The sequence below is a fragment of the Terriglobus tenax genome (assembly GCF_025685395.1).
Taxonomy (GTDB): domain Bacteria; phylum Acidobacteriota; class Terriglobia; order Terriglobales; family Acidobacteriaceae; genus Terriglobus; species Terriglobus tenax.
Genome location: NZ_JAGSYA010000004.1, coordinates 575,910 through 600,536, shown reverse-complemented (window position 1 = coordinate 600,536; position 24,627 = coordinate 575,910). Strand labels below are relative to the sequence as shown.

Below are 24,627 nucleotides of genomic sequence, written 5' to 3'. Positions count from 1 at the left end.
TCCACGCCCGGCCCTTTTTCATTCAATTCTTCTTCATCTGGTAACTGGTTATTTTTGTTGCGCTTATAGGGATGCGATTAACATCCCGAGGGCTCCATGGAACACCACTTTCTTATCGGTGATACAGTCATTTGCGCGAGGTTAGTTGAGAATGCAGTCCCCGGTCGAAAGCCCAACCCGGGTATCTTTTGGGCTCTATGAAGCCGATCTTCAGTCTGGCGAGCTCTGGAAAGCTGGCCACCGAATCAAAATCCAGAGTCAGCCCTTCAAGGTGCTCAGCATCTTATTGGAGCGCCCTGGCGAGGTCGTCTCCCGCGAAGAGCTCCAGGAGCGCCTGTGGGGCAAGGACACCATTGTCGACTTTGACCACTCCCTCGGTACAGCCATCAACAAGATCCGCGAAGCCCTCAGCGACTCGGCTGACAACCCCCGGTTTGTCGAGACGCTGGCCCGGCGGGGATACCGGTTTATTGCTCCGGTAAGCTACGTCGCGCCTACGGCCACCAAGCCGGCGGTTGCTCCGGCAACGACCGTTACGGTGGTTGAAGCGCCGGCTTTGACCGCTCAAGATGCTTCCAAAAGGGTGCTTTTTCGTACCAAAAGAGCGCAAAACCTGCTCATTTGGGGGGCCGTAACGGCTGTTTTAGCGGCTGTAGGACTCGGGTTTTACTTCGTTTTTTCTCCCAGATCTGCCGAGCCAGACCGCATTACCCAGCTGACGCACGACGGCCGCATCTCCCCCGGAGCACCCGCGATGGAGAGCTTTCCTTCGGCCGTAACGGACGGGGTCCGTATCTTTACCGGCCAGATCGAGAACGGTCGCACCATCCTGTCGCAGGTCTTCGTCAATACCGGGGAGACCACGCCGCTTTCCGTCCCCAGCGAACTGGCTGCGCCGTCGCTTGGCGATCTTTCGCCGGATGGATCCAAGTTGTTGCTGCGGAGCCATTTATCGCCTGAGTCGGAGCAGCCGTTGTGGGTTATCCCCACCGGTGGCGGATCGGCTCTGCGCGTCGCGAATATCAAGGCTCACGATGCAACGTGGATGCCGGATGGTTCCGGTATTTTGTATGCTGCCGGCTCGCAGCTCTTCATTACGCATCTGCAGGATGGGACATCGACTCCGTTCGCAGACCTTCCGGTAGGCCGCGCCTTCTGGCTGCGCTGGTCGCCGGATGGCAAGGTATTGCGGTTTACCGTTCTGGATCCCATCGCGCACACCCAGTCACTCTGGGAGCTTGATGCGAACTCCCGGATTCCAAAGCCTTTACTGTCCAACTGGTCAAAGCCGGCGGCGGAGTGCTGCGGCGTCTGGACACCGGACGGAAAGTTCTACATCTTCCAGTCTTCGCATGACGGGAACACCGATCTGTGGCGGTATAACGGTCATTCCGAACCGACCCGGATTACCAACGGTCCGCTGGACTTTCAGGCTCCCGTGGCTGCCCGGAATGGACACCGCATCTTCTTCCTCGGACTGGATTCCCGTTCTGAGCTGCAGCGCTTTAACCATGCCCAGAAGGAGTTTCTCCCGGAACGAACCTTTCTGACCCACGCCAGCCGTGTCTCCTATTCACGCGATGGGCAGTGGGTCGCGTGGACCGATCCGCAGGGGCGTTTATGGCGTGCCCGGCTGGACGGCACGGAGAAGATTCAGCTTACGCCGGATGCCATGCAGGTCTTCCTGGCGCAGTGGTCGCCGGATAACCAGCAATTGGCACTGATGGCCCGGCAACCCGGAAAGGCATGGCAACTCTATTCGATTCAGGCAGATGGAGGCAGTCCCACGCCCTTGTTGCAGGAGAACCGGAACGCCGCTGATCCGTCCTGGTCGGCCGATGGAAAGCTGCTGGTCTTTGGCCGAGTGACCGACCTGATGGGAATGGAGAGCACGCCGCGGAACCTGCAGATTCTGAACCTGGCGACCCATGCGACCCAGCCCATTCCGAACTCCGAAGGCTACTTCAGTCCCCGCTGGTCGCCGGACGGACGTTATATTGCCGCCATCAGTCTGGATCAGCGCCGGCTGGTGCTCTACGACGTTGCCGCCCGCACCTGGAAGACGCTGGCGATGACCTCAGTGGCTGATCCGGTGTGGTCTTCGGACAGCAAGGCGATCTACCTGCATGCCTTCATGGCAAACACCCAGCCCATCTACCGGGTTTCGGTTCCCGAAGGGAAACTGGAGGAGGTAGCCAGCCTGACCAGCTTCCGTACAGGAGACATTGCCGACTACTTCTTTTCAGGAATTACACCGGATAACGTGCCGCTGGTTCGCGCCAGAATGGCTACGGGGAACCTGTACATGCTGGATCTGGATGGTAAGTAGCCGTTCATTGCTTCCGTTTACTTATTGATTCTGCGTGGTTTAGCGGATGAACCAGAATTGAAGGAAAGATGCACGCTGAAGCATTGCGGCGAGGCATGAGACTTCCTTCTTCTTGGCACCATGCGCACACGTGTCCTGCCCCTGGCTGTACTTCTGCTCGGTTGTCTTCCGGCCCTCCCCCAATCCGCGCAGGGTAAACCTCTGCTCAACGGAGCGGAGTTTTCTGCCGGGGGCACCGTGCTGCGCATCATGGCTTTGCGAGAGGATGTGCTGCGCGTGCGGATGTGGCGCGAAGGCCATGAGCCGGAGGATGCTTCCTGGGCGGTGCTGCCCACTGCTCGAACGGCGCAGGTAGCTGTGACTCCGGCAGCCGGCGGTTTTGAGACAGGCGCTTTGCGGGTAACGGTGGATGCGCAACTCCGCCTGACTGTGGCGGACAAGGCCGGGCATGTTCTGCAGCAGGACAGCGAACCGGTGACGTGGACCGGGAACCGCTTCCGCATCCGCAAGAAGAAGTCTCCGGACGAACACTTCTTCGGCCTGGGGGATAAGCCGGGGCCGCTGGATCGCGCCGGGCAGGCCTTCGTGATGTGGAACACGGATAGCTTCGGCTGGCAGGAGTCGACCGACCCCATCTATAAGAGCATTCCGTTCTTCATCAGTTTTCAGTCCGGGGCGGCGATGGGCGTTCTGTTCGACAACACCTGGCGCAGCTTCTTCGACTTTGGCCGTGAACTTCCGGACGCGTACTCTTTCGGCGCTCCCGATGGGCCAATCGACTACTACCTGCTGTACGGACCGGAGCCGAAGCGCGTGGTGGAGAGCTACGCGTGGCTAACCGGGCCGACGCCGCTGCCGCCGCTGTGGAGCCTCGGCTTCCAGCAGTCGCGTTACAGCTATGAGCCGGAGTCGCGGTTGATGGAGGTTGCGAACAAGTTGCGCGCCGACCACATTCCAGCGGATGCGCTGTACCTGGACATCGACTTCCAGGAGAAGAACCGGCCATTCACGGTGGACCAGATCAAGTTCCCTAAGTTCTCCCAGATGGTGAGCGACCTGGCCCGTCAGCAGTTCCACCTGGTGGTGATCACCGATCTGCATATCGCCCACCTGCCGAACGCCGGCTACGCGCCATATGACAGTGGTGCAGCGGGAGATCACTTTGTGAAGAATCCCGATGGAACAACGTATGTTGGTCCGGTGTGGCCGGGGCCGTCCGTGTTTCCGGACTTCACGCAGGAGTCGACACGCGCCTGGTGGGGCACTTTGTACAAGGACTTCGCCACGCAGAAGGTTGCCGGCTTCTGGAATGACATGAACGAGCCGGCGGTCTTTACCTATCCCACGAAGACTATGCCGGATGATGTACAGCACCGCATTGACGAGCCCGGGTTTGCCCGGCGCACGGCGACACATCTTGAGATCCACAATGTTTTTGGCATGGAGAACTCGCGTGCAACCTATGAAGGGTTGCTGAAGCTGATGCCCGATCAGCGGCCGTTTGTACTGACGCGCGCCAGCTATGCTGGTGGACAACGGTATGCCGCGACATGGACCGGCGACAACAGTTCAACATGGAACCATATGCGGCAGACGGTGCCGCAACTCCTGAACCTTGGACTGAGCGGTTTCTCCATGAGCGGAGCCGATGTGGGAGGATTCGCCGGTTCGCCCTCGCCCGACCTGTTGACGCGGTGGCTGCAGCTTGCGGCCTTTCAACCGATTGATCGCGACCATGCAGCCAAGGGAACGCGCGATCATGAGCCATGGGTCGATGGCCCGCAGCATGAGGCGATTCGCCGCCGCTTTATTGAAGAGCGCTACAAGCTGATGCCATACCTGTACACCGCGGCAGAGGAGACATCGCGTACGGGCGTGCCGATCATGCGTCCGCTGTTTCTGGAGTTTCCGCATGCAACGGTCGATGGACATCCGCTGGACCTGGATGCTGGCGGAGGCGAGTATATGTTCGGGCCCGATCTGCTGATTGCTCCGTCGCCGTCACCGGAAGAGGTAGCGCCGTACGAGGTTCATCTGCCGCCGGGTGTCTGGTATGACTACTGGACCGGAGCGAAGCTGGACCGCCGCACTGCCGTGGCCGCACGCGATCTTGAGATTCGCGATACGGCTGCACAGGCGAAGCCGGTGATGGTAACGCCGAAGCTGGAGGAACTGCCGGTGTACGTACATGAGGGAGCCATCCTCCCGTTGGCTCCGCTGATGCAGAGCACCAGCGAAACGCCGAAGGGAGCGCTCACGTTGCGTGTGTATCCCGGCGATCATTGTGCAGGTTCGCTCTACCAGGACGATGGAAGCACCTTCGCCTACACGCGTGGTGCGTACCTGAGAATGAGCTTTACCTGCGAGCAGCGAAGCGACGGAACGGTAAAGGTGCATCTGGGCAAACGCGAGGGAAGCTTCCAGCCATGGTGGAAGCAGATTCGTGTGGAAGTGATGGGCGGCCCGCAGGGACCACGGATGCAAACCGTGAATGACAATGGCCAGGAGACGGATGTGGATGTCCGCTAACGCGGAGGATCAGACCTGCTCCGGAAAACGGCCTCCGATGGCCGCGGTAATCTCCTTGGCTGCCCGCTGAACGGCAGCGACCACATCGGCGCGCGAGACCGATGTCGCGACGGGTTCAACGTACGGAACAGTCAGTGCTCCAACGGCTGAGCCGCGATCATCAAAGATGGGGAAGGTGATATTGAGGATGCCGCGGATCTGGTAGCTCTTGCGCTCCTCAAACCCTGTACGGCGGATGCGGGCCAGGTGGGCATGCAGGTCCGCCGGGAGAGCCTTACCGGTGACCCGCTTCCACTCGGCCAGTGTCGTCTCCAGCCGGATGCTGTCCAGGTGCGCAAGTATGACGTATCCCGACGATGCTTCCATGATGTCGATGCTGGTGCCGAGCTTGACGTAGAAGCCGACATTGGTTGGAGCGTTGACCTGGGCAAGGATGACAATTCGGCCATTTTCAATCACACCCATGTGGCAGCTTTGCAGTGTTTCCTGCGAGAAGCGCTGCATGACGGGTGTGGCTTCGGCGATCAGCCGCGCCGTGGGTGGGTGCTCCTGCACCAGTTTGAAGAGCTTGAGCGTGAGGGCATACTGGTCGCCCCGCAACTGTGAGATGTAGCCTCGCTCTTCCAGGCAGACCAACATACGGAAGATCTCGGAGACAGTGCGGTCCAGCCTGCGTGCGATCTCGCTCTTGGTCAGCCCGGCGGGCTCATGCGCCAGCAGTTCCAGAACATCCAGACCTTTCTCCAGGGCTGGCGTCGCATAACTCACTTTCGTCGTCTTCTTCGGCGTACGCGTCATATCGAAATCATAGGGGCTGCGTGGTGTGTTTACGTCAGGGAGCGATCGAGATGCGTATAGCCGCCATCCACCACGATGTGCTGCCCGGTGGTGTGAGAGGACTGCGTGGGCGAGAGAAGAAAAGCCGTCGTCGCTCCAATCTCCTCAATCGTCGTCATGCGATGTCCCAGCGGAATGCGGCTTTCAATGCGATGCAGTTCTTCTTCAGGATTCGGCAACGTCTTGAGCCAGCGGCCGTAGAGTGGCGTCATCACCTCTGCCGGCAGCACGGCGTTGACGCGCACGCCAAAGGGAAGCAGTTCGGCAGCCCACTCGCGTGTGAGCGCCAGTTGTGCACCCTTGGCGGCGGCGTAGGCCGATGTATTTCCCTGGCCGGTCAGGGCGACCTTCGATGAGATATTGACGATGGACCCGCGCGCCTGTTTCAACAGGGGGAGCATGTAGTGCGCCAGAGCGTAATAGTGCAGCAGGTTCTGGCGAAGGCTCTCCATGAAGCGCTCCGGAGAGCCGGAGGCAAGTCCCACTCCATCATTGACGCCGGCGTTGTTGACCAGGCCATCCAGTTGTCCGTAGGTGGATTGAATCTTCTCCACGGCGGCAAGGCACTGGTCCATCTCCGCCAGTTGTGTTTCGATCAGCTCGACCGGCAGCGACTTTGCCTGCAACTCCGCGATGCAGCGCGTTACGTTTTCGGAAGCGCGGCTGAGTACGACAACACGGGCTCCTTCTGCCAGGCAGGCGCGGGTGATGCCTTCTCCGATGCCGGCGCCGCCGCCGGTTACAGCGATCACTTTTCCTTGAAGTCCTAAATCCACTGCTCGCCCTGCTTTCCTGTTAGCGAAGGTTCACGAAGCCGCCGTCGATGGGGTAATCGACACCGGTGATGAAGCTGGCGGCATCACTGCATAGATAGAGTGCGAGCAAAGCAATCTCTTCCGGTTTGCCCATGCGTCCGATAGGCTGCGCCGCGGCAAGCTTCGCCATCTGCTCGGTCTCGCGGCCTGGATAGTTCTTTGCCAGAAAGCCATCGACAAACGGTGTATGAACGCGGGCTGGTGAGATGCAGTTGCAGCGGATATTGTCGGCAAGAAAGTCGCGCGCTACGGAGAGTGTCATGGAAAGCACGGCGCCCTTCGTCATGGAGTAGGCAAAACGATCAGGCAGACCGCTGGTTGCGGCAATGGAAGCCATGTTCAGAATGACGCCACGACCGGCCGCTCGCATCCGCTCTACCGCGGCCTGCATCACCAGGTACGTTCCACGCACATTCACACGATAGAGCCGGTCAAGGTCCTCCGGCGAAGTGCTGCTCAATGTACCGATATGCGCGATGCCTGCGCTGTTGACCAGCACCTCGGTTGTGCCGAAGGCGTCGATCTTCCGGAAGACATCGGCAACGTTGTCCGCGTCTCCAACATCGCAGGCGAAGCCTGTAACACCTTGCCCCAGGGATGCGACGACGCGTTCAACCGCGTCGCCATTCAAGTCAAGGACAACCACGCGCGCGCCGGCCTGGACAAAGCGTTGCGCAATCGCCAGGCCGATACCGCTGGCGCCACCGGTGACGACGGCCGTGCGTCCGCTCAGAAGGAATTCATCCATGATCGTTCTTTCTCCCGCGCAATGGTTGTAGCAGAGAAGCACCATGCAGGGCGACTGTATTGCGCTTCCGCATGCATTACGAATGAAAGCATAATTTCATTGACAAAAACAAGCTGTGATCCCTAGACTTCACGACATTGCGATGCCCATTCTTTGTGGGCGAGAGGTGACCACGATGCTTCGGGCCGGAATTCTGAACCCCTCCCTCAACTCGCTGCTGGCGCGTGTGCGTCACACCAACACGCTGGTGATCGCGGATCGTGGTTTTCCTTACTGGCCTTTGCTTGAGACCATCGACCTTACCCTGGTCGATAACATTCCCACGGTGCTGCAGGTATTGGATGCACTTCTGCCGAACTTTGTCATTGGCAAGGCATGGATGGCGGCCGAGGCTCGCGAACATAATCCTGCGCATGTCCTTCAGGGCTTCGAGACGCGTCTTGGCAATCTTGTTTTCGAGCCACATGTGGAGTTGAAGAGGCGTGTGCCTCATGCCATCGGTCTGATTCGCACGGCCGATACGACGCAATACGCCAACCTGGTCCTGGAGTCGGCGTGATGCGGATCGATGCGCATCATCATCTCTGGCACTACAGCACGGCAGAGTATGCGTGGATCAGTGACGCGATGAGCCTGCTGCGCAAGGACTATCTGTTACCGCAGCTTGAGAATGTTATGTCAGCATCGCACGTGGCCGCGGCTGTCACCGTACAGGCCAGGCAAACGCTTGAAGAAACACGCTGGTTGCTGGGGCTTGCAGAGCAGACAGATCGTATTGCGGGCGTGGTGGGATGGGCGCCGATAGCCGGCGAAGACTTTGCCATGCAGATGGAGCCGCTTCTCGCCAGTCGCAAGCTCGTGGGTCTGCGGCATATTGTGCAGGCGGAGCCTGCGGGTTTTCTCGACCAGCAGGCGTTTCATCGGGGTATGCAGCACATCACCGCGTGCGAACTTACTTACGATCTGCTGGTCTATGCGCATCAGCTGGAAGAAGCGATTCGCTTTGTGGACCGGCATCCTCGTCAGCGTTTCGTGCTCGATCATTGTGGCAAGCCCAATCTTCGCGATGGGGCTTTCGAGCCATGGAATTCGCAGATACGCGAACTGGCAAAACGGGAGAACGTCTGTTGCAAAATTTCTGGCCTGGTGACGGAAGCGGACTGGACAAACTGGACAGCAGACTTGCTGCGTCCTTATGTCGAAACCGTGTTGGATGCTTTTCAGCCAAAGCGGTGCATGGCTGGTTCCGACTGGCCGGTTGTTCTGCTGGCATCAACCTATAGCGGGTGGTGGACACTTCTCGGACAGTTTGCTTCAGAGCTGAGCGGGCATGAACAGGCCTTGCTGTTTGGCGGCTCAGCTTCTGCGTTTTACGGACTCACGACCCTGGACCGGAGTGCGGCATGCAGATAACTCCGCCGGCAGCGAATGGTGGACAGGGGAAGGGAAGTATCTTCCCGCCGGGGCCGAAGCGCGCCTTCCTGCTGGTGACGGTGCTGTTCTTTCTCTGGGGGATGTCCAATAACCTGACGGACATCCTGGTCCAACAATTCCGCAAATCGTTTGAGCTGACGCCGACCCAGGCGCAGTTAGTGCAGACCTCTGTCTTTATGGGGTACTTCTGCATGGCGATTCCAGCGGCTCTGCTGATGGAACGCAAGGGGTACAAGGGCGGTATGCTGGCGGGGCTTATCCTGTTTGGCGTCGGCACGATCAGCTTCTGGCCTGCAGCGCTGGCGGGACGCTACTCTCTCTTTCTGTGCGCGCTGTTTTTTGTCGGTTGCGGCTCCGCCATTCTTGAGACAGCATCGAATCCCTACATTGCCCAGGCGGGTACGCCGGAGACAGCGGAGCGAAGGCTGAATTTCTCGCAGGCCTTCAATCCGCTGGGGACCATCACCGGCGTGCTGATGGGGACGTACTTCATCTTCTCCGGGGTTGAGCCGGCGGCGCAGCAGGTGGCTGCGATGAAAGCGGCTAACACCTACGCGCTCTATCTGCATACAGAGATCATGCGTGTTGTGCCCGTGTATGTGGGGCTGGGCTGCCTGGTTTTTCTATGGGCCTACCTTATCTGGCGGACTCCGTTTGAAAGCGACGCATCGCGGAGCGAGGCAACAGAGGCGGTGCGCTTCCGGGATGTTCTCTCAGCCAAATACCTGTGGTTCGCGGTGATTGCACAGTTCTTTACGGTGGGCGGACAGGTCACCACCTGGTCGGCGTTAATCCCGTATCTGAAGCAATACACCATTCTGCCGGAGCGTACAGCCGCACATTTTCTAACGGCGTGCCTGGTTGCCTTTGCCATTGGGCGCGTTGTTTCCACCGCGCTGATGAAGTGGGTCAGGCCGCTGACGCTGGTGGCATGCTATGCGGTGCTGAGCGGCTGCGCGATCGGGCTGGCGATTCTGCACCCTGGCCGCATTGGCGCTGTGGGCCTTGTGCTTAGCAGTTTCTGTATCGCGCCCATGTTCCCCACCATCTTTGCCTCCGGCGTTGAAGGCCTGGGACGCGCCACCAAGCTGGGTGGCTCCATGCTGGTGATGTCTGTGGTGGGTGGGGCGGTGCTGCCGCCGGTTCTTGGACTGGTAGCCCGCGCTCGCGGCAGCTATGCGGAAGCCTACAGTATCACCGCCTTCTGTTATGTCGTGGTTGCCATCTATGCGGTGGTGGCGTTGCGAAGGCCAAAGACATTGCTGACCAACCCTGAATAACAAAGCGAACACAAAGAGGAGCTGGCTAACTTGAACGACATTCGCATTGAACGGATACGCACCATCGATCTTCGCTTTCCCACATCGCGCGAGGCAATCGGCTCCGATGCGGTGAACAAGGATCCGGACTATTCCGCTGCTTATTGCATCCTGGAAACCAACACCGGTCTCGAAGGGCATGGACTCACCTTCACGCTTGGCCGTGGCACGGATCTTGTGGTGCAGGCTGTAGAGTTCCTGGGACGCAAGCTGGTGAATCGTTCGCTTGCTTCGATCGTGGAGAATATGGGAGCGTTCTCGCGTGAATTGACGGGAGAGTCGCAGTTCCGCTGGCTTGGCCCGGAAAAAGGTGTCACCCACCTTGCAACGGCGGCTGTGTTGAACGCCGTATGGGACCTGTGGGCGAAGGCCGTTGGAAAGCCCGTGTGGCAGTTGCTGGCTGAGATGGAGGCGGAGCAGATCGTCTCCTGCATCGACTTCCAGTACATCGACGATCTGCTGCCGCAGGAAGAGGCGCTTGCCATGCTGCAGCAGAGCGCGAAGACGATGGCGGAGCGCAAGGAGATTCTTCTGCGCGATGGGTATCCCGCGTATACCACCTCGGTGGGCTGGTTTGGATACAGCGAAGAAAAGATCCGCCGCCTGGCGCGTGAAGGGCTTGCCGATGGCTGGACACATTTCAAACTGAAGGTCGGCGGCGATGCTCTGGAAGACCTGCGTCGCGGCCACATTGTGCGGGAAGAGATTGGCTGGGAGAACAAGCTGATGGTCGATGCCAATCAGCGCTGGGGAGTTCTGGAGGCCATCCGCAGCACCAACCAGCTTGCGGAGCTGAAGCCTTGGTGGATGGAAGAGCCCACCAGTCCGGATGACATTCTTGGCCACGCGCGTATCCGCCGCGAGTGCAAGCCCGTGCGTATTGCAACAGGGGAGCACTGCCATAACCGCGTGATGTTCAAGCAACTGCTGCAGGCCGAAGCGATTGACGTCTGCCAGATTGACAGCTGCCGCGTTGCAGGCGTGAATGAGAACCTCGCCATCATCCTGATGGCGGCGAAGGCCGGTGTGGTGGTGTGTCCGCATGCCGGTGGCGTAGGGCTTTGCGAATACGTGCAGCATCTGTCGGCCTTCGACTATCTGCGCGTCAGCGGCACCATGCAGGACCGCGTGATCGAGTATGTCGACCACCTGCACGAGCACTTCCTTGATCCTGTCCGCATTGAACGTGGCCGCTACCGTATGCCGGTAACGCCGGGATACAGCATCCAGGTCAAGCCAGAGACGCTGGAGCAGTACGCCTTCCCCGCGGGAAGTGTCTGGAGTGAATAGCAGCTACCCCTCTAGCTGCTGATAGACGCAACTTGCCCGGGCCACACCGGTTGAGGGCAAGGGCTTTACCTCTTTCGAGTAAATCTGTCCGTCGCTGCGCCACCAAAGTACGGAAGGAGCAATCTCCTTCGGTAACAGCGCACGATACGTGCTCTTTCGCACGGCAAAAAAGTGCTTTTCCCTTCGAGGAAAGCGCGGACAGATAACACGCGGGAGGTTCGGCAATGCCTCGCCTCCCTCTACTTTGGAGAGGGTTCCTGTGACATACGCAACGAGTTCGTCCCGGCTATGGATACGGCTTTGGATCGCAGCATTTCTGACTGCCTTCTGCGTTGCCGCAAGCCACGCGCAGCAGACCGCAACGATCAGCGGCACCTTGTATGATCCGCACCATGCGGTGATCTCCTCCGGGGTTGTATCGCTGCGCAACACGACTTCGAATGCCGAACGCACTGTCGTTACGGATGAGGAAGGACATTTTTCTTTTCCGCTGCTGCCTTCGGGGAACTTCAACCTTGAGGCTTCAGCAACAGGCTTTCGCACGGCGGTGCGGCACGATCTTGCCTTGACGGTGGGTCAGTCGGCGGCGCTCGATCTCACGCTGGTTCCTGGTGAGGTTACGCAGCAGGTAGAGGTAGACGCCACCTCATCGCTGACCGGTGTTGGCATGGACGAGACTAACGGCCTTGTTACTGGCCAGCAGATTCGCAATCTTCCTTTGAATGGCCGCTCCTTTGACCAGTTGCTGATTCTGAATCCCGGTATCGTCAACTTCACCAGCGAGCGGACCGGCGGTATTGGCACCTCGAACTCGGTGGTGGGCAACCAGTTTGCCGTTTCGGGCCGCCGCCCGCAGGAGAACCTCTTCCTGGTGGACGGTGTGGAGTACACCGGGGCCAGTGGGTTAAACCAGACTCCGGGTGGCACCAGTGGGCTGCTGCTCGGTGTGGATGCCCTGCGCGAGTTCAACGTGCTGACCAACACGTACAGCGCGGCCTATGGCAAGCGGCCTGGAGCGCAGGTGTTGATGGTGGCTGACTCCGGTTCGAACGCACTGCATGGCTCGGCGTATGAGTTTCTGCGTAACAGCGCCATGGACGCTCGCAACTACTTTGACCAGGGAACAATCCCCGAGTTCCAGCGCAACCAGTTTGGAGTGCAACTGGGTGGACCGCTCAAGCGCGACCGCTCCTTCCTGTTCGGGAACTATGAGGGCTTCCGGCAGAATCTTGGGATCAGTGCCGTAACCCTGGTGCCGGATAGCAATGCGCGGCAGGGCTATCTGCCATCAGCCAATGGCTTGCTCACTCATGTCGGCGTCTCCGCGGCAACGGCTCCGTTTCTGTCGTTGTGGCCCGTGGCGAACGGGCCCGAGCTTGGCAACGGCATTGCGGAGTCCTTCAGCCATCCGAAGCAAAGCATCCGCGAGAACTTCGCCATGACCCGGCTGGACCAGTTCCTTACCGGTAAGGATTCGCTGAGCGCGACGTATCTTGTGGATGACAGCGCCGACAATACACCCACCGCAAACCCTTTCACGCTGGATGTTGAAAGTCTGCGCGAGCAGGTGGCCAGTGTGCGCGAAACGCGCGTGGTTTCCACGAAGGTGATCAACCAGGTGACGGGCGGCTACTCCCGTGCGCACTATTTCTTCACCAGCGCCACGACGGCGCAGGGTGTTCCGTCCTTTGTCGCCGGTAAGCCCGTGGGCGTGGTGACGGTCGGCGGCAGCGCAACACCGAACACCTCCAGCTCTATCACCTCCGCCGGCACCAATACCGGAGCGGATCACTCCTCGGTGCGCAACCTGTTTACCGGGGCAGACACCTTTACCTACGCCCTTGGGCGGCACTCCCTCAGTGCCGGTGTGTGGGTGCAGCGTGTGCAGTTCAACGATGATCTTGCGCTGAGCCAGTGGGGACAGGCCGCGTTCTCGTCGCTGCAAAACTTTCTTGAAGGCACTGTCACCACCTTTACCGCGGTACCGTCACCCACCAGCATGAACTGGCGTTCGGTTGAAGTGGCCGCCTTTGTTCAGGACCAGTACAGGGTTGCGCGCCGTCTTTCGCTGACGCTTGGCTTTCGCTATGAAGGCGATAACGGATGGAACGAGGCGCACGGACGCGCTTCCACCTTTGTTACGGCGCCGGATGGCATCCTGCTGACCCAGCCACGTATCGGTTCCTCGGCCTTCACCACCAATCGAGCGAAGTTCCTGCCGCAGCCGCGCGTCGGTTTTGCATGGAACGCCCTGGGCAACGGCACGACGATGATCCAGGGTGGCTTCGGTATGTACAACGACCTGCTGGATGCCCTGGGATATCGCACTGACCAGAATGCTCCCTTCAACACGACCGTCACGCTGAAGAACGTCGCACTGGCCAGCCTCCCGATTGTGCCCGGTCAGGCCGTGCAGGGCGGGCTTGTCGCGCCGAATGGCGTGCAGCAGGATATGTACACGCCTACGGTGCTTTCCTACGCCCTGAAGGTTCAGCAGATCCTCACACCGGGTACGACGCTCACGCTCGGTTATGTCGGTTCGCATGGTTATCATGAGACCTCCAGCGCCAACCTGAACCAGGCATTGCCTACGCCTTGCCCCTCTGCGGGCTGCCCGGAGGGGCTGGCGCCAGGAGCGATCTATCACGCACCGAATACGCCGCTGGCGAATCCGGAGCTGGGCAGTGGATGGGCCTGGATCTCCAGCGCGACCAGCATGTATAACGCCTTGCAGGTGGATCTCAGGAAGCGCATGAGCCATGGCCTGGATATACGCGCGGCCTATACCTGGTCGAAGTCAATGGATGATGAAGACTCTCTGAATGCCAGCGGTGCGGCCAATTCACCGGGGCTGGCGACCGATGCCCGTAACCTGAAGCTGGACTGGGGACGTTCGAACTTCGATGTCCGCAACGCGGCTACCGTCAGTGCCGTCTATGCGATTCCGGTAGGCAAGGGGCGCGCTTTCCTGGGACAGGCGCAGGGATTGGCGGAATCGCTTGCGGGCGGATGGAATCTGTCGGGCATCTTCAACTACCAGGGCGGATATCCGTTCACGCCGTCGCTGAGTTTCAACCCGTCCAACAATGGCGATACCAGCAATCCTGTCCGTCCGTCGCTGAACCCGAACTTCCGCGGTTCCATCATCACGGGCAATCCACGGCAGTACTTTGACCCGACGGCCTTTGTTGTTCCGCAAAACGGGACCTATGGCAATGTGCAGCGCAACAGCCTGACCGGGCCAGCGGCTACGACGCTGGATGTTTCCCTGTACAAGACATTGCAACTGCTGGAGCGGTTCAACCTGGAACTGCGCGGCGACGCTTTCAACCTGCTGAACCATACCAACTTCAACACACCCAACCTGGTGGTGTATTCCTCGGCGAACGCTGCGCCTTCCAGTACGGCGGGGCTCATCACCAGCACCTCCACCACCTCGCGCCAGTTACAGGTTTCGGCCCGGGTTCGCTGGTAAGGCTACTCCGCCGGCCAGTACAGAAGCGCCGGGAGCAGCGGAAAGTAGAGCGCCAGCATGATGGGCGTCTCTGCGCTGCTTTCGGCGCGTTTTGTGCGCGCATATTGCGTCATTTTTGGGGCGTAAATGCGTTTTTGGGCGCTTAAAAACGCATTTAAATCGCCTCCAGAGAGCGTCGAAGACTTGAAATCGACGATCCAGAGCGTCGCCTCGCCAGGCGCCAGCGGCGCCGGACCGGCCACAAAGGTGCGGTCGGTGCGCAGGCGGCGGCCGGTTTCATCCTCCAGCGCAAACTCGGTTGCGGCTGCCGTGTGTGGCTCCAAAAGCCAGCGGCCCTCGGGGTCAAGCAGCATCTTCTCCAGCGCTCGCACGACCTGCTGCGAGGCCTGCGCAAGTTCGTCCGGTGGTGTGCCTTCCATGCGGAGGAGGGCGTGCGCGCGGGAGTGCCACTGGCTCACGTCGGGCTCTACGCCGCGGGCGATGGAGTCGGCGAGCGACTCCACCAGAAGGTGAACCACGTTGCCAAAGGAGCGGGCTTCCACGTCTCCCTGCGGACGCTGGTACGTAGAAACGGCTGGCTGCTCCGGAGGGGTGATTTCCGGGGCCGTGAGGAAGGCGGTGGGGTTGAAGTCCGTGGGCAGGCGCATGGGGCCACCCTCGGCTGCGGCGGCAAGGGTCAATCCTTCTTCCTCAGGCAGAGGTGCCGGGAAAGGAAGAACTGGTGCGAGCACTGGGGCAAAGTGCGCCTGAGCTGCCGGCCATGCCGCGTCCAGCAGCGTTCCGGTCTGCGGCTTTACCTCGCCCTTGGCACCGGTATGGGTCACGGCAAACAGGTGGAGGCTTTTTCTGGCGCGTGTCGCCGCAACGTAGAAAAGTCTTTTTCTTTCAGATGCTTCCCTGGAATTGTGAATGTTGTTGATCCAGGAAGTGAGGAGGTTCGACTTCGTCTCGCTGTCGGCAATGGGCGAGAGCAGGATCAGGTGATCGTGCGATTCCAGCTCCAGCCAGGTGAGCGCGCGGGAGCCGTTGCTTCCGGACCTGCGTTCGAGCGCGGGGACGAAGACGGTGTCCCATTCCAGTCCCTTGGACTTATGGATGGTCAGAAGGTCGACGGCCTCCGGGTGGTGTTCCGGGGTGGCATACAGCTTCTTCAGCCGCTCGGGCAGGGTGCTCAGGGAGGCGCCGGTGGTCTCCAGCGCATCGAGCAGGCGGAAGTAGGCTTCCGCATTGGCGAGAGCGTCCGAAGTGAGGCCGAGATCGCCGCCGAGGGAGCGCCAGGTGCGTTCGACCCAGCGGGCGGTGGACTGTGTGCCGCGTTCGGCCAGCGCTGCTTCCAGAACAGCCCAGACGCGGCCGGCACGTTGCGCGGCTTCAGCGGGCAGAAGGGGAATGCGCTCGGCGAGCAGACGCGGTACAGGATGGTTCCTCAGGGAGTGGTCGTCCTGGCCGGCGATAAGGTGGAGGTCTGCCAAAGAGAGGCCGCACCACGGGGCGCGCAGGATGGCGAACCATGCGGGACGGTCGGCCGGGTGCAGAAGGGCGCGGGTCAGCGCCTGCAGGTCGAAGATCTCGATGCGCTCGGCCAGTGAGTCGATTTCGACGGCGCGGTAGGGAATGTGTTCGGCCCGGAAGGCGGCGATGACATCGAGCAGGTGCTTGCGGTCGCGGACAAGGACGGCCTTGGAGCCCGCTCCGGTGCGGACAAGGGTAGCGATGGTACGGGCGAACTCCCGGGTCTGCTCGCGGGCCTCACGTTTGCCCTCGGGTGAGCTCTGCGCGAAGCTGCTGACGTAGCCGTTCCACTGGAAGGCATTTTTGGTTTCCGGCGCAAGGTGGGGAGCGGCAGCTGTGTAGGTAATCTCGTCTCCGCTGAAGATGGGCGTGAAGTGGCGGTTGAAGGCCTCCACCAGGTGCTGCTGCGAGCGGAAGTTGGTGGTCAGTTGCACGACGTGCAAGGGGAGAGTGCCGAGCCTGCCGGTCTTCATCGTTTCGAGGAAGCGTTCGACGCGCGCCTGCCGGAAGAGGTAGATGGACTGCTTGGGGTCGCCGACGAGGAAGATGGTTTGGCTGACGCCGTCCCAGCCTTCGGTCAGCTTTTCGAGCAGGTCGTACTGCGAGGTGGAGGTGTCCTGCACCTCGTCGACGAGCAGATGTTGCAGCCGCATGCCGAGACCGGCGGCAAGGGTGGCGGCGGTGGCATCGTGGTCCAGAGCAGCGCGGGCGGCGAGTGAGAGCTCCGAGAAGTCGCATTGTCCGCGCTCGGCAAAGAGCAGACGGAGCTCAACCATGGCGGCGCGCAGCAGACGGAAGAGCGCCTTGGCGACCTGCCACTGGTCGTCGGGATACGTGGCTTCCGGCAGGCGAAGGATGTTTTTGAAGAGGGGCAGAAGGGCGTCGTTACGTGCGACGTCCGCCAGCAGATATTTGAACTGCTGCTGCAGCGCCGGGGAGGCATCGACCTTCATGTTCTTGCGGTTGAAGGTTGAGCCGGAGCGCCAGGCCTTGCCTTCGCCGGTGGTGAACATGGTGGCGAAGGTCTTCCATTGTTCAAGCGCGTGCGGCTCCAGATCCGGATGACGGGCTAGGCCAACGCACAGGACATAGGGGTTCGGGATGGAGGCGTAGGAGGGCTCCTCGCCAAAGGCAGCCGCCATGCGCGCGATGCGATGGGCGAGGTCGTCGCCGAGCGTGTCGCGCAGGCGCGTCAGCTCCGTGCAGAGGATATGCCGGATAGCTGCTTCCAGGCGCGGGCGGACATCGTTGTCGAGTGCCTGTTCGCTGAGGTCGCCGGTCAAGGGAACGATGTGTCCCCACTGTTCGCGCAGGGCCAGCATCTCCGCGATGAGGGCTTCGCAGCCGGAGAGGTTGCCGTCGCGGTGCAAGAGGAGCGTGCGGATGTCGGCGTTCAGTTGCGGGTCGTCGCCGCCGAGCAGGCGCAGGGTACGGGCTGCGGCTTCGCGGTAAAGAGCCGAGGCGTCATCGACCGGCTGCTGCAGAGCGCCTGCCCCGGCAAGCACAGGCATGGAACGGGCCAGTTCCGTGCAGACGGAGTCGATGGTGCGGATGTTGAGGCGGCCCGGATTGCTGAGCAGGCTCCAGCCGAGCTCGGCGTCGCGGGTGAGTACCTCCGTGGCGGTGCGGTGGATCTGCAGCTTGTGGTCGAACTCGTCATCGGCCTGCGGTTCGGGCTGGGTACGTGCGGACTCCAGAGCCTCGAAGACCCTGGCCTTCATTTCAGCCGTTGCCTTGCGGGTGAAGGTGATGGCGAGAATCTGCTCGGGCTGTTCGACGGAGGAGTCGGCGAGCAGCTTGAGGTAACGAAGGATAAGCAGGCCGGTTTTTCCGGAGCCTGCAGGGGCCTCAACAAGGATGGAGGCGCGTGTGTTCAGCGCGGCCTGGCGCTGGGCAAAGTCGGTGGGCCGCTTATTCATCGCCGTCCTCCGTCTCGTCTTCGTCTGTTTCAAGCGTGGCCGGGTTCAGGCGGCAGAGCAGACGCTGTTCGCAGTACTCGCAGGTCTTGGGGTAGTTCTTCGGGTTGACCTCGGCGTGGCCTTCGTGGAACTCCTGGGCCAGACGCAGAAGGGTCTGCTTCCAGTTTGCGAGCGTTTTGGAGAAGGGCTCATCGGGCTGCGCTTTGCTGGGCTTCGGAAGTACGCCTTCGGCTGTTTGAAAGCCGGTAAGCTGCATCTCCTTGCCGGTGCGCAGGGTGGCGAAGGCAACGGCCGCGACCGGCTCGTCGGAGAAGAGGGAGGCGTAGAGCGGAAGCTGCGGCTCGTCGGGGCGATCACCCAGCCAGGACCTGGGTGTAGCTGCGCCGGTCTTGTAGTCGATGAGCACCAGGCCGTCTTCGACGCGGTCCATGCGGTCGGCGCGCAGGTTCAGTTCCAGAGGTCCAAAGGCGACGCGGTCGCGCTTCTCTTCAAGCGCAGCGACGGTGAAGGGAGCACGTGTGGCTTCGATCTCAAGCCAGGTGTGCACCAAACGGCGCAGGCGTTCTCGCTGAACCTGGAGGTAGGCGTGGTTCCAGTGCGAGTTGTCGGTGGCGATGGCGGCAAAGGCTTTCGTGATGGCTGCATCGACCTGCGCGCTGAGATCTTCGGGAGAGAGCTGTTTGAGGCTCTGCTGGTCGCCGACGAGGCGCCAGAAGTGTTCAAGCACGGCGTGCGTGAGATTGCCGCGGGAGCGCGCGGTGAGGCCCGGGGCGTCATCGTTAAGGGCGCGGGTAAAGAGGCGGCTCTCGGCGAAGGCGCGGAAGGCGCATGCTGCCTGGTTGCGTAGAATATGACTGCCGCCGCGTAGGGGTGTCTGCGGAGCGGGAATAGGTTCGGAGTCGTCGATGGCCTCGAGCACGACAGGTGCGGGTGGCGGCGGTTGCGGAACCGCGTTGACCACAGGCAGATGCGTGAAGAGCGGTGATGGCAGAAGCTCGCCTTCGCCAAACGCGCGTGCGTAGGTGACGGTGACCTGTGGGGCGCTGGCAAGGATGCGTGTTGTGATGCGCTCGGCCTGGACGAGGTCGGTGGATGCGTCCGCACCGGGCATGGCGTTGACGCGCTGCAGAGGGTAAGGCAGCAGCGGATGTGCCGAGGCTGGCGCGGGCCATGCCGTACTGGTGGCATTCAGAAAGAAGATGGCGTCGAAGGTAGAGCCGGCGGACTCAAGCGCGCCCATGATCTGGATGGAAGCGTTGCTGGAGCGCAGGGAAAAGAGCGTGCTGTGCGCGGCTTGTTCCAGTGTGCCGAGCATGGCGGCGAAGGAGAAGCTGCCGCCATTGAAGTCGAGGCTGGTGAGGTCGTCGAGCAGGTCGTTCCAGCGCTCGATGAGCTGAAAGCCGGTGGAGTCCGGAGCGCGGTCGCCGGGCCAGCCGCAGGCTGCAAGCAGGTTGCGGATGTGCGTGGACCAGGCGGAGAAGCTGCGCTGGCGCGTGTTGGCGCGACGAAGGGTTTCGAGAACTTCGACGAGCTGTGGCAGCCTGCCGGGCAGCCTGGCGTGCAGCAGTGTGAGCACGCGCTCGACGGAGAGCGTGGGCTCAACCAGTGCCTGGTCGCGAAGGACGCGGGCATCGAAGTCGGCGCGTGAAAGGAAGTCCTGCGTGGCGCTTTTCAGAAAGGGAGAACGCAGAAGGCCGGAGGCGTCTTCGAAGGGAAGAGGGCGGCCTGTCCAGCGGATGAGTTGGAGCGCGGCGCGGATGGCAGGGTCCCTGGCCAGCGGCGTACCGAGAGTGAACTCAAACGGTGCGGGCGACTGGTTTCCGATGCGGTTGAGCCACGGCGCGACGGTGTTGCGGAAGGCTCGCTCGAGGATGGGGCGCTGGTTCTGCACATCGGGCACGATGACGGCGATGCGCGCGGCGGGCTGCGACTGGTGCAGATCGCGCACCTGCTGGGTGAGGTAGAGCAGCTCTTCTTCGGGGCTGTTGGCTGCATGCAGAGCGGCATACGTGGTGAGCTGTGGCGCGGATGTCTCCGTAAAGCTGGCACGGGCCTGCAGGGCTTCCAGCAGTGCCTGCTGGGCGCGGGTCAGGCCATCGAAGCCGTGGAGCAGATGCTCGGGTGCGAGCCTCAGGCTGGCTGCGTGCTGTGCGAGCGCGGGTTCCAGTTCGGCGGCGGACAGGCAGGAGTCGGCCCGGCAGGTGCGTTCAAAGACGTGGAGCCAGCGCAGGAAGGCCTGCTGGTCGGCGTTTAGATCGTGGAACTCAAGATTGCGGCGGGCGCGATGGCGATGCAGCAGGGTGTGGGCTCGCTGGGCGAGCGGAGCGAGCGAGGCAGCCGATTGCAGGGTGGCGAGGCGCTCGTCGTCGGAGATGATGCGGCGCCAGAGCTCGGACTCCTGGAGCGGATTGAGCAGGAGGCGCTGCTCGTGGCCGTCAATGAGGAGTTGCTGCCAGAGGGTGCGTGTCCAGGCGGACCAGGGAAGAATCTCAGGAGCTCGCCAGACGCGGAGGCCAAGCGAGCGCTGGTGCTGGGCGTACTCGCGCGTGAGAGCGCGGGCGGCACGCTGGTTGCCGGTGAGGATGGTCGCGCCGCGCTGGAGCGCTTCAAGGATCGCGGGGTTGGACACTTGTTTTAGTTTAAGGCTGAGGGTTGTGGAGAAGAGGCGGCTAGTTGGGGCTGGGCTCTTCGATGTGATCGATGATGAGCACTTTGCCTTCGCCTTTGGTGGATTTGAGACGGAGGCCAAGCTCCTGCTGCAGGACGGTGCTAAGGGAAAGCTCTTCGCTTTCCGACGCGGAGGCCGGGGCGTTAGCAGGCCGTGTGACTTCTGAGGGGATCTGGAAGGAGATGTCGTAGAGGCCGGGCTGGCTGGTGTGATCGAGGACGGTACGGTGCAGAAGGTCTGACAGGATGTTTGCCAGTGCGGTAATGGTGATGGCCTGTCCGGTGAAGTGGTTGTTCTCGATTATCAGGAGGCCGGGGCCGGTGCGTCCATCGGGGCCTTTGACGCCATCGGCGTAGGTGGCGCCGGGTTTGGCTGGCTTGAGCTTGTCGATGTCGGCGAGGGTGAGTTCGTAGACGGAGAGATTTCGTGTTTCAAGGTGAGATTTGAGCTGGAACCGGTCGCGCAGCATGGTCTGCAGGCGTGCTTGCGTCTCGGCGCGGTTCATGCGGGGGATGCTGCCGTGCTCGTCGGGCAGAACCTTGGCCTGGATATCGAATTCTTCGGAGTCGAGCCATGAGGGGCCGCCGAGGACCAGGTCTTCGCGAAGCGAGTACGACCTGGCGATCAGGTTGCGGAGGGCCGTGTGCATGATGGAGACCTGGTCAGGAGTGCTGCGTGCGAGTCCCATGCCGCCGTCCGCGGTATTGCTCTTCTTGATGGTGACGATGTCGAAGGACTTCTCTGACTGGCCGTGGAGTGCGGATGTGAAGAGAAGGCAGGAGGCGCAGATCAGATGCCGGATATTCGACTGCATGGTTAGCTGCTCCGGGATGATGTGGATGAGCCATCCTCTCATGGGGGCGATGTAAAAGGTTTCGCTTCGCGAGATACTCCATTCTTCGCGATGAAGCCGCGAAGAATGGGGCAACGGAAAATCAAGAAAAGCAGGTTCCTTCGCTTCGCTGCGGAATGACAACCAAAAAGGCAGAGGGGTTAGCGCAGGGCCCAGGCGATGAGGGTGGGGCTTTGGGTGGCTGTTTGTTGTTCGTACTCGGCGTTGAGGTCTTCTTCGAGAGAAAGGAAGGTGGGGTCGACTTCGGCGGCGGCGATCTCTTCGGGCGTTGCGGTGGTGAAGCAGAGTTCGCAGACAGCGAGGCCATCGTCCTCAGTACGCATCGGTGGTCCAAAGGTGCGGCAGGGGATGGGACGGGCTTCGTAGAGGTCGCAGGTGCCGGTGGCGGGGTCGAGGACGGGGCAGGGTTCGTCGTTGGCGAAGTCGTCGAAGGCAGGGTCTTCGGTGTCGAGCAGGCCGGTTGTGGGGTCTCCGGGGAAGGTGGGTGTGAGGCGTTGGACGGCTGCTTCGACGCGTTGCTGGATGGTGGCCCGCTTTGGGGAGAGTTCGTAGGCGGAGCGGAGGCGATGGGCGTCGAGGGCGGAGATGGGGAAGACTCCGATGCAGCACTGGTGGCAGCCGGCGTGGCAGGTGAGGTGGGCGCCCGCTTTGGCGGCGGAGGCTGCGAGGGCTGCGGTGGTGATCTGGATGAGGTCGGAGTCAGTCATGAAGACGGTTGTGAGGTGTGAGTTCTAAGTTTAATGCAGAAAGGCCCGGCGTTGCCGGGCCTTCGTTATGAAGCAGATTCCTCCGCTTCGCTGCGGAATGACAAACAAGAAAAGCGAGGTCACTACTTCCTAGTCAGGGTGGCGGAGGGGAAGACCTTGATGGCTTCGCCCTTGGAGGCCTTGACGGTGAAGTCTTCCGCGGTGACGGTGGCATCGGAGATGCGGAAACCTTCGCCGCCTTCGAGGTGGACGTTCTTCAGGATGACGTTCTTTACCGGGGCTTCGGGCAGGCCGATGATGACGCCGGTGGTCCTGGCGTTGGTGGCGGTGACGTTCTCAATGGTGATGTCGTGGAAGAGAGGCGTCAGGCGGGTGACGGGCTGGGCCGAGTCGCCCTCGGGCGGGAGGACTTTGGGGTAGTACTCGGAGATGAGGATGGCCATGCCGACGTTTTTGATGTCGATGTCCTTGAAGACGATATTGCTTACGTCGGCGCCGCGGTCGCGGTTGGCCTTGATGCGGAGGGCCTGGTCGGTGCCGTCGAAGTGGATGCGCTCGGCGCGGATGTTCTGAGCGCCGCCGGCGATCTCGCTGCCGATGGAGAGGCCGTGGCCGTGCATGAAGGTGCAGTCAGTGATGGTGATGTTTTTTGACGGCGCATCGGGGCCGGGGGAGTTGACCAGTCCGCTCTTGATGGCGATGTTGTCGTCGCCCACATCGGCGTAGACGTGGTCGATGATCATGTTCGAGGTGGAGAAGGGATCGATGGCGTCGGAGTTCGGCGAGTGCTCCGGAGCGAGGATGCGCAGGTTGCGCATGATGACGTCGTCGCAGTAATAGGGAACGATCTGCCATGAGGGCGAGTTCTGGAAGGTAACGTCTTCCATCTTGATGTGCTTCGAGTAATTGAAGACGGCGAGGCGCGGGCGGAAGACAGTGCCTTCGCCGACGAATCCGGCGTTCTTGGTCTGGCGGGCTTCAATCCACCAGCTCTCGCCGTTGCCGTCAATGATGCCGCCGCCGTTGATGGTGATGTTCTCGGCGTGGTCAGAGGAGAGCAACGACTGGCGGCCGGCGGCGCGGAGGACTTCCATCTGAGGGTAGTCGGCGTGGTCGGGCGAGCCGAGCAGGGTGGCGCCCTTTTCGACGCGGAAGGTCAGGTTGCTTTTCAGCACGAGCGGGCCGGAGACGAAGGTGCCGCCGGAGAGAACCACGGTGCCCTTCTTCGCGGAGCAGTCATCGATTGCCTTCTGGATGGCGGCGGTGTTCCTGGTCTTGCCGTCCGCCTTGGCTCCGTACTTGACGACGTTGCAGACCGGGGCTGCGTAGGCGGCGGAGGCCATCAGAATTGGTAGGGCCAGGGCAACAAGGTGCTTCGACATAAGGGGTGAACCACTTTCGGGAGATATGGATGTTTCCGGAGGAAAGGGTATCTGCTGTGGGAGAGGAGAGTCAATCAGTGGACTGACCAATTGTGCGAAGTGAACCTCCCTCCGTGCCGAAACTGGAGAGAGGTTCACGGATCAGAAGCTATATACCAGGCCGACGGACGGGACCATTCCCTGGGCGTACTTGTTGGTTCGGATGCTTTCAACCTTGAAGTCGGGAGCTTTGTAGAGGAAGGTTTTGGCCTGCCCCCGGATCGCGAGATGGCGGGAGACGGGGATATCGACTCCGCCGCCGAAGACGATGGCGGGTTTGAACTGCGGATCGATCAACTCGGTGTCGCGGGGATGGAACATGAGGCCGCCGCCACCGGCAAGGAAGTAGGACTTCATGCGTTTGGTGAGGGGGTTGGGGAGGTTGATGACAACCGCTCCACTGGCAGCATGGAGATTGGTCCTGAGCTCATACGAGGAGTTGGAGGTAAGGTACTTTTGCGAATTCCGGAAGAAGTCGTAATCGGCTTCCACCCCCAGCCAGCGGTTGATGTTGAAGCGATAGGTAAAGCTTCCGCCACCGGAAGAGGTGGGCTTGTAGGTTACGCCAGCGTCGGTGATCTTGCGGGTGAAGATACCGCTGCCGAGAACGGCGACTTGTTGTCTGGGCATGGAGATGGTCGCTTCAACGGCCTGCGCACGTACGAAGCCCGGGAATGCCAGGATGAAGAGCAGGCTGCCAATGAGTCTATTCATGAATTCAGCTCCTTGTCGTTGCCGTGAAAGGGGAGCAGGCAACGTCTCCTTAATATA

The 24,627-nt window shown here is 61.1% G+C and carries 16 protein-coding genes; 7 read left to right on the top strand and 9 right to left on the bottom strand.

The annotated features are described in order from the left end of the window. Positions 1 to 151 precede the first annotated feature (151 nt). Together OHL13_RS08055 and OHL13_RS08050 are read left to right on the top strand one after the other, a co-directional pair. Entirely contained in the window at positions 152 to 2,329 is a 2,178-nt protein-coding gene (locus OHL13_RS08055) for a winged helix-turn-helix domain-containing protein (protein ID WP_263409616.1), read from the top strand. Between the two features lie 120 nt (positions 2,330 to 2,449). After that, a complete protein-coding gene (locus OHL13_RS08050) occupies positions 2,450 to 4,858 on the top strand; it encodes a glycoside hydrolase family 31 protein (RefSeq protein ID WP_263409615.1) in 2,409 nt (802 codons plus the stop codon). A 9-nt stretch (positions 4,859 to 4,867) separates the two neighbouring features. On the opposite strand, the gene OHL13_RS08045 is transcribed toward OHL13_RS08050, so the two are convergent. The 3 genes from OHL13_RS08045 to OHL13_RS08035 are packed head-to-tail and all read right to left on the bottom strand — an operon-like array spanning position 4,868 to position 7,258. Further along, complete coding sequence (locus OHL13_RS08045) at positions 4,868 to 5,656, bottom strand: IclR family transcriptional regulator (RefSeq protein WP_263409614.1); 789 nt, start codon at positions 5,654 to 5,656, stop codon at positions 4,868 to 4,870. 29 nt (positions 5,657 to 5,685) lie between these two features. Continuing rightward, positions 5,686 to 6,447 (bottom strand): L-fucose dehydrogenase, encoded by a 762-nt coding sequence (locus OHL13_RS08040; RefSeq protein WP_399255441.1) that lies wholly within the window; start codon positions 6,445 to 6,447, stop codon positions 5,686 to 5,688. 43 nt (positions 6,448 to 6,490) lie between these two features. Further along, positions 6,491 to 7,258, bottom strand: a complete 768-nt coding sequence (locus OHL13_RS08035) for an SDR family NAD(P)-dependent oxidoreductase (protein WP_263409612.1) — start codon at positions 7,256 to 7,258, stop codon at positions 6,491 to 6,493. Positions 7,259 to 7,433: 175 nt separating this feature from the next. Here OHL13_RS08035 and OHL13_RS08030 point away from each other — a divergent pair, with 175 nt between their 5' ends. From OHL13_RS08030 to OHL13_RS08010, 5 genes are all read left to right on the top strand, one after another. Then, on the top strand, positions 7,434 to 7,817 hold the full coding sequence (locus OHL13_RS08030; RefSeq protein ID WP_263409611.1) for an RbsD/FucU family protein: 384 nt from the start codon (positions 7,434 to 7,436) through the stop codon (positions 7,815 to 7,817). Beyond that, positions 7,817 to 8,671 (top strand): amidohydrolase family protein, encoded by an 855-nt coding sequence (locus OHL13_RS08025; RefSeq protein ID WP_263409610.1) that lies wholly within the window; start codon positions 7,817 to 7,819, stop codon positions 8,669 to 8,671. Before OHL13_RS08030 ends, OHL13_RS08025 begins: the two co-directional genes overlap by 1 nt. Beyond that, positions 8,662 to 9,972 carry an L-fucose:H+ symporter permease gene (gene fucP / locus OHL13_RS08020; RefSeq protein ID WP_263409609.1) on the top strand — a complete coding sequence of 437 codons (1,311 nt, stop codon included), beginning with the start codon at positions 8,662 to 8,664 and terminating at the stop codon, positions 9,970 to 9,972. The genes OHL13_RS08025 and fucP overlap by 10 nt, the downstream gene beginning before the upstream one ends. 30 nt (positions 9,973 to 10,002) lie before the next feature. Then, entirely contained in the window at positions 10,003 to 11,301 is a 1,299-nt protein-coding gene (locus OHL13_RS08015; protein WP_263409608.1) for an enolase C-terminal domain-like protein, read from the top strand. Between the two features lie 259 nt (positions 11,302 to 11,560). Next, positions 11,561 to 14,776 carry a carboxypeptidase-like regulatory domain-containing protein gene (locus tag OHL13_RS08010; RefSeq protein WP_263409607.1) on the top strand — a complete coding sequence of 1,072 codons (3,216 nt, stop codon included), beginning with the start codon at positions 11,561 to 11,563 and terminating at the stop codon, positions 14,774 to 14,776. A gap of 2 nt (positions 14,777 to 14,778) precedes the next feature. On the opposite strand, the gene OHL13_RS08005 is transcribed toward OHL13_RS08010, so the two are convergent. The 6 genes from OHL13_RS08005 to OHL13_RS07980 form a co-directional block, all read right to left on the bottom strand. Beyond that, positions 14,779 to 18,207, bottom strand: coding sequence for a UvrD-helicase domain-containing protein (locus OHL13_RS08005; protein ID WP_263409606.1), 3,429 nt, complete (start codon positions 18,205 to 18,207; stop codon positions 14,779 to 14,781). Further along, positions 18,200 to 20,836 carry a PD-(D/E)XK nuclease family protein gene (locus OHL13_RS08000; protein WP_263409605.1) on the bottom strand — a complete coding sequence of 879 codons (2,637 nt, stop codon included), beginning with the start codon at positions 20,834 to 20,836 and terminating at the stop codon, positions 18,200 to 18,202. The genes OHL13_RS08005 and OHL13_RS08000 overlap by 8 nt, the downstream gene beginning before the upstream one ends. Before the next feature lie 40 nt (positions 20,837 to 20,876). Further along, a complete protein-coding gene (locus OHL13_RS07995) occupies positions 20,877 to 21,731 on the bottom strand; it encodes a TIGR03435 family protein (protein WP_263409604.1) in 855 nt (284 codons plus the stop codon). A gap of 137 nt (positions 21,732 to 21,868) precedes the next feature. Then, complete coding sequence (locus tag OHL13_RS07990; RefSeq protein ID WP_263409603.1) at positions 21,869 to 22,435, bottom strand: YkgJ family cysteine cluster protein; 567 nt, start codon at positions 22,433 to 22,435, stop codon at positions 21,869 to 21,871. Positions 22,436 to 22,557: 122 nt separating this feature from the next. After that, complete coding sequence (locus OHL13_RS07985) at positions 22,558 to 23,817, bottom strand: glycoside hydrolase family 28 protein (RefSeq protein WP_263409602.1); 1,260 nt, start codon at positions 23,815 to 23,817, stop codon at positions 22,558 to 22,560. 141 nt (positions 23,818 to 23,958) lie between these two features. Next, entirely contained in the window at positions 23,959 to 24,570 is a 612-nt protein-coding gene (locus OHL13_RS07980; RefSeq protein ID WP_263409601.1) for a porin family protein, read from the bottom strand. Between the last annotated feature and the right edge of the window lie 57 nt (positions 24,571 to 24,627).